Here is a 13,060-nt window from a genome sequence, read left to right on the forward strand (position 1 = left end):
CCACAAAGGCAAACTGCTCGAACGGCCCACCGACATCACCCCACCGACACCGCCCTCAAACGACGACGAGCACACCGGAACGGAGGTCGCCTGAAACACCCCGATCCACAGGAATTGACAATTTCTCCGTCGGCACCGTGATCGCGTTCAGCAGCTTCATATTCGTTGGTCTGTCGGCGAAGGGGCTCGCGCCGGGATGGGTTCCGGTGGCGACGCTCATCGGTGGTATCGCCGTCGCCGCCCTCGGTGTGGTTGTTCTGATAGTCATCGAGGAGCGTGAGAAGCGGGCGGCTCAAGACGGCACGCCTTTGGACAACGCCGCTGCCACTGAAGGTACTGACGGATAGTGGTGGCGGAACGGCGGTGCGGACCACTACCAGAAGGCTTCTGGATCCCGGCCCGGGCTTCTGTCGGCGCCGCCCTCGCCCTCGCCCTCGAGGTTGACCGCCACCGGGCCTCCGACGTCTCGTCTCCAGAGGTGACTGGCACGAACCGGGCGTTGCTGCTACCCCTTGAGCAGAAACACCCGCCTACACACGACGGGTGACCGAAGGGGGTGTCGACATGGCGCCACACCCGGAGCAGCCGGCGCCGCCGGCATCCGCCGTCGCCCGCCAGCGGGTGCCCACTACCGGCATGCCGCCGATCCGGTGGCGTGACAAACCCCGCGGTGGGTGCCCCGGCGCGCACACCGCGACGCACAAGTCGTAGCCGACGGTGACACTCACCGTGGCCGACATCGACCGGTGGGATCCCGGTGACGTCCGGGAGGTGTTCCACGCGGCCGCCAGCCGCGCCCAGGCCGCCCAGGACGCCGCCAACGGGCTCGCGACCCTGCCGATGTTCGAGAGCTGGGGCGGCGAGGCTGCCGAGGCCGCCCGGCAGGCCATCGGCAGGACCCGCGCGGACCTCGACGCCCACGGTCGCGAGGCCCTGGCCGTGGCCAACGCGGCGCGCTCGGCGGCCGATGAGATCGAGCGCATCAAGTCCGAGCTGACCAGCGTGCGCGCCGACGCCGAGCTGCTCGGGATGCAGATCGACCCCGATACCGGGCGGGTGGTCGCCGGCCCGGGGTTCACGGGCACCCCCATGGAGGTGCTGCTCAAGCAGCAGCAACTGCAGCCCCGGGTGGACCGGATCGTGGCCGAGGCCAACCTCGTCGACCACGCCCTGGCACACGCCATCGAGATGGCCGACGGCACCGACCCGATCCCGGCGTCGCCGCACTCCAGCGATCCGGAGGTGCAGGCCGCCCTCAACGGGGACGTGCCGCAGGATCCGCAGCAGTTCGAGGATCTGTGGAACACGCTCGACACCGAGCAGAAGGACTGGCTCTACGCTCATGACCACAGCATCGGAAACCACCCGGGGATGCCGTGGGGCTCGGCCGACGACCCCGGCAAGGACCACTACAACCGTCTGCACCTCGATGAGCTTCGGGCCGCCAACGAGGCCGAGCTGCAACGCCTGCACGACGAGCACCCGCAGTGGGGCGCGAACCCGACGGCCCCCTCCGAGCAGTACCTGCAGTGGCGACGCCGATGGGACGACGCCACCCGACGCCACGACGAGTACGCCCAGGTGCGTCGGGCACTCGACGCGCCCGACGGCATGCCACGGCTGCTCGGGCTGCTCGATGACCAGGGCCATGCCGCCGTGGCCGTCAACAGCCCCGACACCGCCCGGCGGACGGCGACCTTCGTGCCGGGCACCGGCCAGGATCTGAGCCGCCTGGAATACAGCACCGCCAAATCCCAGGAGATGCTGCAGGCGACGCTGCGCGCCGACCCGACCCTCGATCCCGGTGACGTGTCGGTGGTGACGTGGATGGGCTATGACCGACCGATGAGCGTGATCACCGACGCCCCGTCGACGAGCTACGCGCACAACGGAGCCCAGGCCCTCGATGATTTCCAGGACGGTCTGCGCGTCACCCACGACGATGCCGCCGTGCGCGGTGCGTCGATCAACACCGTCATCGGCCACAGCTACGGCTCCACGGTGGTCGGCGCCGCCGGGCTCGACGGCCATCACCTCGACGCCGACAACGTCGTCACGGTCGGCAGCCCCGGTGTGCTGGCCGGGCACGCCAGCGACCTGAGCCTGGCCCCCGGCGCGCGCGTCTTCGCCGCGCGGGCCGAGAACGACATCATTGGCATCGCCACCTACGCCAGCCTGGGTCCCGACCCGATGGGCGCCGGGTTCGGGGCCATCCCGTTCGAGGCCGCCCCCGGCCCCGCCGGCCCCTTCGGCAGCCCCACCGTGGAGGCCCACAGCTCCTACTGGAGTGCGGGCAACCCCGCGCTGACCAACATGGGCCGCATCATTGCCGGACAAACCGACGTCACAGCACCTACCTTCACACCATGACCCGTCGCCTCACCCAGCTACCGGTCACGGCGCTGGTCGCGCTACCGGTCGCGGCGCTCATGGTCGCCTGCTCCTCCTCGACGCCGGACCCGACACCCGAAGACTCACCAGGCCGATCGAGCGTCACTGCGATTCCGGGAGGACCGATGGAGCCCCTGCCCACCCCCGCCGACCCGAAGATCCCCACCAGCCAGCGTGAGGCGCAGGAGACCCTCATCGGTTATCTGCAGAAGACCGTCGACGAGCTCCCCGCCGGCATCAGCCTGGACGGCTCGCGCTACGTGATCGGCGACGGCACCACCTACTGCGAAGACAACCCCAGCGGCCGGGACTCCCCCGTACACGTCGAAGACTGGCGCGACATGAAGGTCCCGCCCGGCACCGATTTCACCGAGCTGATCGACCAGACCGGCGAGATCTGGAAGCGGTGGGGCTGGGACGTCCTGGAGCGCGACGGCTTCACCAAACCCAACCGCTTCGGCTACGCCCCCGACGGGTATGTCCTGCAGATCGAGGCCCGACCGGACCCCAGCTACCCACCCTCGCTGATCGGGTCCTCCCCCTGCTTCCCGGGTGACCTGCGCAACGACCACATCACCGCACCGACCCTCATCCAGCAGGCACCCGGGACCTGAGCCGGACACGGCGGCCCGCCGGTCACGGTCGCGGCTGAGCGGGGTGTGGTTAGCCGGCGGCGAGGCGCGGCACGCCGCCGCTGCGCAGCAGTTGACCCCATTCGACCTGCACCGCGGCCCGGACCTCCAGACCGTGGCCGGGCACCGCAGGCGCGTCGGTGGCCAGCTCGACCAGCGCCGAGGCCACCGCCAACACGGTCACCTTGTGGCGGCGCGCCACGGTCACCAGCTCGTCGAACGCCTGCTGCACCGAGCACCGGCGCAGCCCGATCAGAATGCCCTCGGCCAGATCCAGGGCCCGCCGACCGTCCAGTGGCGGCACCCCCTCGGCGCGCATGCGCCCACCCGCACTGCGATGAAACACCACCACAGCATGACCGCCGGGGGCGGCGGGATCAACAGAACACGCGGTATCGGGGACGCGAACAGCGGAAAAATCACCCGATTCGGCCCCGCGGCCACGCGAAAGGTGGTCCGGGCGCGCGGATCTCGTGCACCGGTTGACCGTCGGTGAACGGAATGTGACCATCTGATGATGTCCGCGTCGATGGATGAGCAGACACTGGTCGCCGAGGTGATCGAGCGACTGGCTGCACGCTACCCGGCCCTGAGTGCGGCGGAGGTCGCCGACGTCGTACACGAGGTGCATGCGGCCTTCAACGGCGCCCCCCTGCGGGAGTATGTGCCGCTGTTCGTCGAACGCCGCGCGCGTTCCGCGCTGGGCGAATTGTCGGTCTCCTACGCCTGAGGACCGACCGGCGGCCTCAGACCCGGGCGCCCACTTCGCGGGACCGTTCGACGATCTCCGGGAACCGGCGGCACAGCCGGGCCACCAGGTACTGGGCCGTGCTGATCTCCTGGCGCAGCTCGGCCGCGCGGCGCCGCAGGGCCAGTCCGCGGTGACTGTCGACCGACCCGCGGTCACGCTCGATCGTGGCCAGCGTCGCGGTCATGTCCTGCAACTGCGTGCACAGGGCGTCGCGCAGCACCCGCGCCTGCGCGATATCGGCGTCCTCGATCACCCGACAATATTGACACCGGCGCCGACCCCCCGCACGCGGAAGCCGCCGGGCGCCGGTGAGCCCCGGCAGTCATCGCGCCGGCGCCGGTGACAGGATCGGGCCATGACCGATCGCATCGAGGTTCAGCGCACCATCGCCGCGCCCGCCGCCGACATCTTCGCCGTGCTGTGCGACCCCCAGGGCCATGTCGCCATCGACTCCTCGGGCATGCTGCAGGACGCCTCCGGCCGGCCCGCGGGTGGGGTCGGCGACGAGTTCGTCGTGCACATGGACCGCGAGGCACTCAACGACTTCCCCGAACTGGGCCGCTACGACGTGACGGTCCGGATCACCGAGTTCGAGCAGGACGCGGCGATCGCCTGGACCATCCTCGGCCAGATCACACCGCAGATCGGCCACGTCTACGGCTACCGTCTGGCGCCCAGCGCCGACGGTGAGGCCACCGTAGTCACCTCGTTCTACGACTGGTCGGACATCGATCAGACGTGGCGGGATGCCGGCATCTTCCCGGTGATCTCCGAGCTGGCGCTGAGGGGCACCCTGGGCATCCTGGACCGCACGGTGCGCCGCGGCTACCCGCGCGGCTGAGCGGCGGTGCGGCTCAGCCGATCTGCTCGGCCGGTTCGACGTATTCGCTGACGCCGCCGGGCGGCGCGGGCGGCACCCCGGGCGCGGCCACACAGACCCCGGTGGTGGCGTCGACCATCATGCCCTCGGGGCACTGGCTGCGGCAGCCGAAATCGGTGGCCTCGTCGTCGACGACCTGACCGGGCGGGCAGGTCGCCGATCCGGCCCATACCGGAGTCGCCGCGGGCAAACCGCTCAGCAGCGCCGCCGCGGCCAGCGCTGCGGCGCTCGCCGCGGCCCAGCGAAGCGCGCGAGGTCGGTGATCTGAACCCATGGCAGCCCCTCCCATCAGGGATGATGTCGCCGCAGCGTAACCGCGAGCCGGGCCCGCCCACCGGAGCCACGCCGGGCCCCCTCACCGGCGACTGCGCGCGATCTCACACCCGGGGCCGCCGCAGCGTCTTCATGATGTGAAGATGCGTCCCTTCGAAGAAGTGGTGGCCGACCACGGCGCCACCGTGCTGCGGGTCTGCCGGGCCGTCGTGGGCCCGGACGACGCCGAGGACGCCTGGGCGGAGACCTTCCTCTCGGCGCTGCGCGCCTACCCGGATCTGCCGGCCGACGCCAACGTCGAGGCCTGGCTGGTCACCATCGCCCACCGTCGGGCACTCGACGCCGGACGTGCCCGCAGCCGCCGACCCGCCCCGACGGCCGAGCTGCCCGAGCGGGCCGCCGCCCGCTCGGATCCCGCCGAGCGGGATCCCGACCTGTGGTCGGCCCTGGCCCGGCTTCCCGACAAACAGCGCCGCGCGCTGGCCTACCACCACATCGCCGGGCTGCCCTTCACCGACATCGCCGCCCTGCTCGGCAACTCACCCGACGCGGCGCGACGCGCCGCCGCCGACGGGCTGAAGAAGCTGCGCGCCACCTACCTGAGGGACCGAACCGCATGATCGACAACATCTTCGACACCGCGATCGCCGACACCGACGCCGCCGACGGCCGGCTGCTGACGCGGCTGCACGGCCGGCTGGAACGCGACGCCGCCCACCACGGCGTCCTGGACATCGGCTACCGCACCCTCGACACGCCCGCGGGGACGCTGCTGCTGGCGGCCACCGACCGCGGCGTGGTGCGGGTGGTCTTCGACCGCCAGGGCCACGACGCGGCGCTGGCCGATCTGGCCGAGCGCATCAGCCCCCGGATTCTGCGCGCTCCCGGTCGCCTCGACGAGACCGCCCGACAGCTCGACGAGTACTTCGCCGGCCGTCGCACCGAATTCGACCTCCCGCTGGATCTTCGCCTGGCACACGGGTTCCGGCGCTCCGTCGTCGAGCATCTGCGCGGCATCCGCTACGGCACCCGGGAGAGCTACGCTGCCGTGGCCGCCGCCGTCGGCAGCCCCAAGGCCGTGCGCGCCGCCGGCACCGCGTGTGCCCACAACCCGCTGCCGGTGCTGATCCCCTGTCACCGGGTGGTGCGCTCCGACGGCACCCTCGGGCAGTACGCCGGCGGCACGCCGGCCAAGGCGATGCTGCTCGGGCTGGAGGGGGAATAATCGGGCGCCGCAGCCGGTAGATCAGCTCATGAGGCTTCCCCAATCCGCCCGGGCATTGATCGGTTCCGGCGCCAACGCCACCCTCGTCACCCTCAACGCCGACGGCAGCCCGCACGTCAGTGTGGTCTGGGTGGCGCTGCAGGCCGGCGACACCGGCGACGAACTGGTCTCGGCGCACCTGGCCGAATACCGCAAGATCCGCAACGTGCGGCGTGAACCCCGCGTCGCGGTGACCGTCCTGGCTCCCGGATCGGGCGAGCTGATGACGCCGTACCTGAGCATCACCGGCACGGCGCGCATCGTCGAGGGCGGTGCCCCGGAACTGCTCACCCAACTGGCCGACGCGCTGGCGCCCGGCGCCGCGTTCCCGCCGCCCGACGCCCCGCCGGGATACCTGACCCGGATCGCCGTCGACACGGTGGGCGGGATCGGCCCCTGGGCGTCCTGACCCCAGCGGATGACACCAACCCCGGGTGCCGCGACACCCGATGTGCCATCATGCGACCCATGCGCCGCTGGTATGCGACCCTGCTCGTCCTCGCCTCCGCCCTGGCCCTGGGCTTCGGGGCTCCCACCCCGAGCGCCGGCGCCGTCGACGCCCCGATCGGCAAACTCGGCGACACGCTGCGGGTGCAGGACGGCGACCTGATCGCCGACGTCACCGTGCTCTCGGTGGAGCCCTCGGCGATCCCGCCGGGCTGGGGCTACCCGCCCCGCTGGCCGCGCCAGCAGGTGTGGAAGGCCAAGGTGGTGGTCCAGGCGGTGCGGGTGCCCAATCCCTATGCGATGACGGTGTCGTTCTGGTTCCGCGGGGTCACGCCCACCGGGGACGCCTACGAGCCACGCAACACCGACGCCCCCGACGATCTGCGCCTGGCGCTGCAGAACGCCCCGCAGGGCTCCACGGTGGGCGGGTTCGTGTTCTGGGACTGCTACCGCGACCTGGTCTCCAACGTGGTGCTCGTCGACAAGAAGACCGGAATCCGCCTGGCCCAGTGGAACCTCTGAGCACCGCGGTCGGGGTCGGCGCCGCCACCCGCGCCGACGTTCCCGAACTCTCCGCGCTCGCCGCACGCACCTTCCCGCTGGCCTGCCCGCCGTCGTCCACATCGGACAATGTCGCGGCGTTCATCGCCGCGAACCTCTCGACGGACCGCTTCGCCGCCTACCTCGCCGACCCCGACCGGGCGGTCCTGGTGGCGCGGGCCGGCGACGATCCCGCGATCCTGGGTTACGCGATGCTCGTGGACGGCGTGCCCGACGACCCCGATGTGCAGCGGGCGGTGACGGTGCGGCCCTCGGCGGAGCTGTCGAAGATCTACGTCGCACCCGAGGTGCACGGGGCCGGGGTGGCCGCCGCGCTGATGGCCGCCGCCGTCGAGTACGCGCGCCGCGGCGGCGCGCGCAGCGTCTGGCTCGGGGTCAACCAGCAGAACCAACGGGCGCAACGCTTCTACGGCAAGCAGGGGTTCACCGTGGCCGGCGCCAAGACGTTTCAGCTCGGCACCGAGGTCGAGCACGACTACGTGATGACGCGCCCCCTCTAGCGGACCCGGCGGCGGCCCCGCAATGACTCAGCTCGCCATGCCCGCCGCGGTCAGCGCGAGCAGCCGCGACGTGGCGCGCAGGTACTTCTTGCGGTAGCCACCGGCCAGCATCTCCTCACTGAACACGGTGTCGAGTTTGGCCCCCGAGGCCACCACCGGGATGCCCGCGTCGTAGAGCCGGTCAGTCAGCGCCACCAACCGCAGCGCGACGTTCTGGTCGTCGAGCTCGTGCACACCGGTCAGGAACACCTCGGTCACACCCTCGATCAGGGTCAGATAGCGCGACGGGTGCATGGTGGCCAGATGCGTGCACAGGGTGTCGAATTCGTCGAGGGTGGCCCCGGGCACCGTCGCGGCGCGCTCGGCCACCTGATCGTCGGTCAGCGGTTCCGGTGCCGGCGGCAACCCGCGGTGGCGGTAGTCGGGACCCTCGATGCGCACGGTGGTGAAAATCTCTGCCAGCGTGTTGATCTCACGCAGGAAGTCCTGTGCGGCGAACCGGCCCTCGCCGAGCTGCTCGGGCAGCGTGTTCGACGTCGCCGCCACCGACACCCCCCGCTCCACCAACTGTGACAGCATCCGCGAGACCAGGGTGGTGTTGCCCGGATCGTCGAGTTCGAACTCGTCGATGCACACCACCAGGTACTGGCCCAGCAGGTCGATGCACTCCACGAAGCCGAACACCCCGGCCAGCTGGGTGAGCTCACCGAAGGTGGCGAACGCCGTGGGCGCCAGCTGCCGGTCGCTCAGGGAGTAGTACGTCGAGGCCAGCAGGTGCGTCTTGCCGACGCCGAATCCCCCGTCCAGGTACAGCCCCACCCCGGGCAGCACCTCACGCTTGCCGAAGAGCTTCTTCTTGCCCTCCCGGCGGGTCACCGCCTCCTCGCAGAAACGCCGGCAGAATCCGACCGCGGCCGCCTGGGTGGGCTCGGCCGGGTCGGGCCGGTAGCTGTCGAAACTGACCTCGGTGAACGTCGGCGGAGGGACCAACTGGGCGATCAACCGCTCCGGGGAGACCGTCGGGTGCCGGCTGGAAAGCCGGGCGACCCCCTCGGTGTCGCGGTCCGCCTGGGCATCGGAGGAGAGGGCGGGCATGGGGGCACTTTAGCCACGTGCTGCAATCGTGTTCATGGCCGAACCCGCCGCTGGGACACAGCTCACACTGCTCGGCTCCACCGAGCCCGTCGACGACGACCGCCTGGCCGAGCTCTACGCCTATCCCCCGGCCGACCCGTCCGACGGCGGCCGGTGCTGGGTGCGGTCGAACTTCATCGCCAGCCTCGACGGGGCCGCCACCCTGTACGGCAGATCCGGTGACCTGGCCGGCCCCGGCGACCGCGCCCTGTTCCAGATGATGCGGGAGCTCGCCGATGTCGTGCTGGTCGGGGCGGGCACCATCCGCGTGGAGAACTACTCCGGTGTGCAGCTGGGCGCCAGCCAGCGCGAGGCCCGCCGGGGCCGCGGCCAGTCCGAGGTCCCGCCCGTCGCGATCGTCACCCAGTCCGGCCGGCTGGACCGCGACCTGCGGGTCTTCACCAACACCGAGGTGCCGCCCCTGGTGCTGACCTGCACCGACTCCGTTCCCGAGGCCACCGCCCGGCTCGGCGGCCACGCCGAGGTGATCGACAGCTCCGGAGCGCATCCCTCGGCCGTGGACCCGGAGGCCGCATTGCACGCGCTGGCCACCCGTGGGCTGCTGCGGGTGCTGACCGAGGGCGGACCGACACTGCAGGGCGCCCTGGTCGAGCAGGGACTGCTCGACGAGCTCTGCCTGACCGTCGCCCCGGTGATCGTCGCCGGCGACGCCCGGCGCATCACCCACGCGCCCCTGGAGAAAACCATCTCGATGCGGCGGGCCCACCTGCTGAGCGACGAGGCCGGCTACCTCTACAGCCGCTACGTGCGCGACGGTGAGGCCGGGGCCTAGTTGGGGATCCACGGCATCCCCCGCTGGTGGTGGCGCCGGCCGGCACGCCCGGCGGCAGGCACACGGGCACGCGGGCGCCGATCGCTAGTGTGGGCAGCATGAGTCGACGCGTCCAGTTCGTCATCGCGGTCGCCGCGGTGACCGCGGTCGTCGCCGGCTGCGCCCCGGGACTGGCCGCCAACCCCCGGTATGCGACCGACACCGGCCACGGCGATCAGTCCGGTGACACCACCACGACACCGACGGCGCCCCCGGGTCCCCCGCCGATCGCCGCCCCCAAGAACGATCTGTCGTGGCGCGAATGCACCTCCCAGGTGTTCGGGGAGGCGTCGCTGACCGCGCCCCCGGGGGTGACCCTCGACTGCGCCAGCTACGACGCCGACCTGGACCCGATCGCCGGGGCCACCGGCACCATCAGCATCGGGGTGGTGCGCGCCCGCAGCGTGAGCACCCCGGCCGACGCGGGTCCCCTGGTGTACACCACCGGATCCGACATCGCCACGTCGCGCCAGCTTCCGGCGTGGCTGGTGCGCTCCGGCCCCGACGTGCTCAAGGCCCACCCGATCGTCGCCGTCGACCGCCGCGGCATGGGAATGTCGAGCCCCGTCGACTGTCGAGACCTGTTCGACCGTCAGGAGATGCGCGACCAGGCGCAGTTCGAACCCGGCAACGACCCGGTGGCCAACCTCGGCGACATCACGATGACCGCCACCACCAGTTGCACCGACACCATCGCCCCCGGTGACTCGGCGTATGACAACAGGCACGCCGCCGAGGATCTGGAACGGCTGCGCAGCACCTGGGACGTCCCGGCGCTGGCGCTGGTCGGGGTCGGCAACGGCGCCCAGGTGGCGCTGGCCTACGCCGGTTCGCACCCCGACAAGGTCGCGCGGCTGGTGCTGGACTCCCCGATCGCCCCCGGCGTCAACGCCGAGGCCGAGGCCGAGCAGGCGGTCCAGGGTCAACAGGCCGCGCTGGACAGCTTCGCCGAGCAGTGCCTGGCCACCAACTGCGCCCTGGGTCCCGACCCGAAGGGCGCGGTGGACGCCCTGCTGACCGCTGCCGGCCAGGGCCGCGGGCCCGGCGGCGAATCGGTGGCGGCGCTGGCCAACGCCATCATCACCGCGCTGGGTTTCCCCGACTCCGACCGGGTCACCAGCACCAGCCGGCTGGCCTCCATCCTGGCAGCGGCCCGCGCCGGTGACGACGGGCCGCTGACCGCGCTGATGAATCGGGCCGAGACCGAACGGGAGACCGACGGCCAGTTCATCAACCGCTGCAGCGACGCCCTGAACCGGCCCACACCCGACCGGGTCCGGGAGCTGGTGGTCGCCTGGGGTAAGCAGTACCCCCAGTTCGGGACCGTGGCCGCGCTGAACCTGGTCAAGTGCCTGCACTGGCCGAGCGGGTCGGCGCCCGAGCCGCCGCAGAACCTCAAGGTCAACGTGCTGCTGATGGGGGGCCGCAACGACCCGATCGTCGGCTCGGAAGGCGTGGCAGCCACCGCCGCCACCATCATCAACGCCGGCGCGACCAGCCGACGGGTGATGTGGCAGGGCATCGGCCACGGGGTGAGCACCTACTCCGACTGCGCGATCCCGCCGCTGGTCAACTATCTGGACACCGGCGACGTGCCCTCCACCGACACCTTCTGCCCCGCCTGACACGCCCGGGCGCGGCGCCGGTGTACGGTGCGCACGTGATGGAAGCCGAGTCGACGACCTCCACCGGGCGGCGCAGCCCCCGCCGGGCGCTGCTGGCCGCGTTTCGTCCGCGCACCAGCGCCCCCGACACCGCCACCGTGCTGCGGTCGGTCCTGTGGCCGATCGCGATCATGTCGATCATCCACCGCAGCTACGTGCTGGCGTCCAACGGCTACATCACCAACGACTTCGCCCCGGTCTACCGCGCCGTCGTCCGGATGAAGCTGGGACTGCCGGTCTACGACGAGAACTTCGCCTTCGTCGACCCGCACTATCTGTACCCCCCGGGCGGCACCCTGCTGCTCTATCCGTTCGCCTACGTACCCGAAGAGGCCTCCCGCAACTGGTACATCTTCTTGAACACGGTCGCCATCCTGGTGGCGGCCTATCTGCTGCTGCGGCTGTTCAACTACACCCTGGCCTCGGTGGCCGCGCCGGCGCTGATCGCCGCGATGTTCGTCACCGAATCGGTCACCAGCACATTGGTGTTCACCAACATCAACGGGTTCATCCTGGTGCTGGAGGTGCTGTTCTTCCGCTGGCTGCTCGACGGCCGCACCAATCGGGAGTGGCTGGCCGGGGTGGCGGTGGGGCTGACACTGGTGGTCAAGCCGTCACTGGCTCCGCTGCTGCTGCTCCCGCTGCTGAACCGGCAGTGGCGCGCGCTGGTGCCGGCCTTCGGCGTGCCGCTGCTGTTCAACCTGGCGGCCTGGCCGCTGATCGTCGACCCGATGGACTTCGTGCGCCGCACCGTGCCCTACATCCTGGGGACCCGCGACTACTTCAACTCCTCCATCCTGGGCAACGGCATCTACTACGGGCTGCCGATGTGGCTGATCGTGCTGATGCGAGTCCTGTTCCTGCTCTTGGCGATCGGCAGCCTCTGGCTGTTGTACCGCTACTACCGCACGCGCGATCCGCTGTTTTGGATGTTGACCTCCTCCGGGGTGCTGCTCACCGCGTCGTTCCTGGTGTTCTCGCTGGGCCAGGCCTACTACTCGATGATGCTGTTCCCGTTCCTGATGACGGTGGTGCTGCCCAATTCGGTGATCCGCAACTGGCCGGCCTGGCTGGCGATCTACGGGTTCTTGACCATGGACCGCTGGCTGATGTGGCACTGGCCCACCACCGGCCGCTACCTGGAGTACATGAAGATCACCTACGGCTGGTCGCTTCTGCTCGTCGTGGTGTTCTGCGTGCTGTATTTCCGCTACCTGGACGCCAAGTCGGAGGGCCGACTCGGCGACGGCATCGATCCTGCGTGGCTGACCTCGGCGCGGCGCGATAGCGTAGACGCATGAGTGAGCACTACACAGACCTTCCTCCGGCCAAGGTCGAACTCACCGAGGACGAATGGCGAGCCAAGCTCACCCCCGCGGAGTACGCGGTGCTGCGCGAGGCCGGGACCGAACGGCCGGGTACCGGTGAGTACACCGACGTCCACACCGAGGGGATCTATCAGTGCCGCGCCTGTGGCGCCGAGTTGTTCCGCAGCACTGAGAAATTCGATTCGCACTGCGGGTGGCCGTCGTTCTTCGACCCGTCGCACTCCGATGCGGTGATCCTGCGGCCCGACGCCTCCCACGGCATGCACCGGGTCGAGGTGCTGTGCGCCAGCTGCCACAGTCACCTGGGGCACGTGTTCGGCGGCGAGGGCTACCCGACCCCCACCGACCAGCGTTACTGCATCAACTCCATCTCACTGAAGCTGCTGCCGAGCTGACCCGCGGC

18 protein-coding genes are annotated in these 13,060 nt (G+C 70.7%); 14 read left to right on the forward strand and 4 right to left on the reverse strand.

The features are described from left to right. Positions 1 to 137: 137 nt before the first annotated feature. The 3 genes from CSR00_RS30130 (at position 138) to CSR00_RS12615 (ending at position 3,005) form a co-directional block, all read left to right on the forward strand. Complete coding sequence (locus CSR00_RS30130) at positions 138 to 347, forward strand: hypothetical protein (protein WP_141564348.1); 210 nt, start codon at positions 138 to 140, stop codon at positions 345 to 347. 370 nt (positions 348 to 717) lie between these two features. Continuing rightward, positions 718 to 2,370, forward strand: coding sequence for an alpha/beta hydrolase (locus CSR00_RS12610; RefSeq protein WP_099022752.1), 1,653 nt, complete (start codon positions 718 to 720; stop codon positions 2,368 to 2,370). Continuing rightward, complete coding sequence (locus tag CSR00_RS12615; protein ID WP_245905975.1) at positions 2,367 to 3,005, forward strand: hypothetical protein; 639 nt, start codon at positions 2,367 to 2,369, stop codon at positions 3,003 to 3,005. The genes CSR00_RS12610 and CSR00_RS12615 overlap by 4 nt, the downstream gene beginning before the upstream one ends. A 49-nt stretch (positions 3,006 to 3,054) precedes the next feature. Here the strand turns inward: CSR00_RS12615 and CSR00_RS12620 are convergent, their stop codons facing one another. Then, a complete protein-coding gene (locus CSR00_RS12620) occupies positions 3,055 to 3,369 on the reverse strand; it encodes an ANTAR domain-containing protein (protein ID WP_407662434.1) in 315 nt (104 codons plus the stop codon). 171 nt (positions 3,370 to 3,540) lie between these two features. Here CSR00_RS12620 and CSR00_RS12625 point away from each other — a divergent pair, with 171 nt between their 5' ends. Further along, positions 3,541 to 3,753: a three-helix bundle dimerization domain-containing protein gene (locus CSR00_RS12625; RefSeq protein ID WP_141564349.1), complete on the forward strand. Its 213-nt coding sequence runs from the start codon at positions 3,541 to 3,543 to the stop codon at positions 3,751 to 3,753. 16 nt (positions 3,754 to 3,769) lie between these two features. On the opposite strand, the gene CSR00_RS12630 is transcribed toward CSR00_RS12625, so the two are convergent. After that, positions 3,770 to 4,027 carry a hypothetical protein gene (locus tag CSR00_RS12630; protein WP_099022755.1) on the reverse strand — a complete coding sequence of 86 codons (258 nt, stop codon included), beginning with the start codon at positions 4,025 to 4,027 and terminating at the stop codon, positions 3,770 to 3,772. Positions 4,028 to 4,129: 102 nt separating this feature from the next. Here CSR00_RS12630 and CSR00_RS12635 point away from each other — a divergent pair, with 102 nt between their 5' ends. After that, positions 4,130 to 4,615 (forward strand): SRPBCC family protein, encoded by a 486-nt coding sequence (locus CSR00_RS12635; protein WP_099022756.1) that lies wholly within the window; start codon positions 4,130 to 4,132, stop codon positions 4,613 to 4,615. Between the two features lie 13 nt (positions 4,616 to 4,628). On the opposite strand, the gene CSR00_RS12640 is transcribed toward CSR00_RS12635, so the two are convergent. Beyond that, positions 4,629 to 4,928 (reverse strand): hypothetical protein, encoded by a 300-nt coding sequence (locus CSR00_RS12640; protein ID WP_099022757.1) that lies wholly within the window; start codon positions 4,926 to 4,928, stop codon positions 4,629 to 4,631. Positions 4,929 to 5,070: 142 nt separating this feature from the next. On the opposite strand from CSR00_RS12640, the gene CSR00_RS12645 reads away from it, so the two are divergent. The 5 genes from CSR00_RS12645 to CSR00_RS12665 are packed head-to-tail and all read left to right on the forward strand — an operon-like array spanning position 5,071 to position 7,699. Then, the gene (locus CSR00_RS12645) at positions 5,071 to 5,547 is read left to right on the forward strand and encodes an RNA polymerase sigma factor (protein ID WP_099022806.1); all 477 of its coding nucleotides are present in this window, start codon (positions 5,071 to 5,073) and stop codon (positions 5,545 to 5,547) included. Beyond that, positions 5,544 to 6,152 (forward strand): methylated-DNA--[protein]-cysteine S-methyltransferase, encoded by a 609-nt coding sequence (locus tag CSR00_RS12650; protein ID WP_099022758.1) that lies wholly within the window; start codon positions 5,544 to 5,546, stop codon positions 6,150 to 6,152. The genes CSR00_RS12645 and CSR00_RS12650 overlap by 4 nt, the downstream gene beginning before the upstream one ends. A gap of 28 nt (positions 6,153 to 6,180) precedes the next feature. Continuing rightward, positions 6,181 to 6,600, forward strand: a complete 420-nt coding sequence (locus CSR00_RS12655) for a TIGR03618 family F420-dependent PPOX class oxidoreductase (RefSeq protein WP_099022759.1) — start codon at positions 6,181 to 6,183, stop codon at positions 6,598 to 6,600. 59 nt (positions 6,601 to 6,659) lie between these two features. Next, a complete protein-coding gene (locus CSR00_RS12660; RefSeq protein WP_099022760.1) occupies positions 6,660 to 7,160 on the forward strand; it encodes a hypothetical protein in 501 nt (166 codons plus the stop codon). After that, complete coding sequence (locus CSR00_RS12665) at positions 7,157 to 7,699, forward strand: GNAT family N-acetyltransferase (protein ID WP_099022807.1); 543 nt, start codon at positions 7,157 to 7,159, stop codon at positions 7,697 to 7,699. The genes CSR00_RS12660 and CSR00_RS12665 overlap by 4 nt, the downstream gene beginning before the upstream one ends. A gap of 27 nt (positions 7,700 to 7,726) precedes the next feature. On the opposite strand, the gene zapE is transcribed toward CSR00_RS12665, so the two are convergent. Then, entirely contained in the window at positions 7,727 to 8,794 is a 1,068-nt protein-coding gene (gene zapE, locus CSR00_RS12670; protein ID WP_099022761.1) for a cell division protein ZapE, read from the reverse strand. A 34-nt stretch (positions 8,795 to 8,828) separates the two neighbouring features. Here zapE and CSR00_RS12675 point away from each other — a divergent pair, with 34 nt between their 5' ends. From CSR00_RS12675 to msrB, 4 genes are all read left to right on the forward strand, one after another. Next, positions 8,829 to 9,626 carry a pyrimidine reductase family protein gene (locus CSR00_RS12675; protein WP_176562040.1) on the forward strand — a complete coding sequence of 266 codons (798 nt, stop codon included), beginning with the start codon at positions 8,829 to 8,831 and terminating at the stop codon, positions 9,624 to 9,626. A 98-nt stretch (positions 9,627 to 9,724) separates the two neighbouring features. Further along, complete coding sequence (locus tag CSR00_RS12680; protein ID WP_099022763.1) at positions 9,725 to 11,290, forward strand: alpha/beta hydrolase; 1,566 nt, start codon at positions 9,725 to 9,727, stop codon at positions 11,288 to 11,290. A 20-nt stretch (positions 11,291 to 11,310) separates the two neighbouring features. Beyond that, positions 11,311 to 12,630 carry an arabinofuranan 3-O-arabinosyltransferase gene (gene aftC, locus CSR00_RS12685; protein WP_407662435.1) on the forward strand — a complete coding sequence of 440 codons (1,320 nt, stop codon included), beginning with the start codon at positions 11,311 to 11,313 and terminating at the stop codon, positions 12,628 to 12,630. Further along, positions 12,627 to 13,052, forward strand: a complete 426-nt coding sequence (gene msrB, locus CSR00_RS12690; RefSeq protein WP_099022765.1) for a peptide-methionine (R)-S-oxide reductase MsrB — start codon at positions 12,627 to 12,629, stop codon at positions 13,050 to 13,052. Before aftC ends, msrB begins: the two co-directional genes overlap by 4 nt. Positions 13,053 to 13,060: the final 8 nt, after the last annotated feature.

Origin of the sequence: Mycolicibacterium palauense (assembly GCF_002592005.1) — a bacterium.
In the GTDB taxonomy this organism is placed as follows: domain Bacteria; phylum Actinomycetota; class Actinomycetes; order Mycobacteriales; family Mycobacteriaceae; genus Mycobacterium; species Mycobacterium palauense.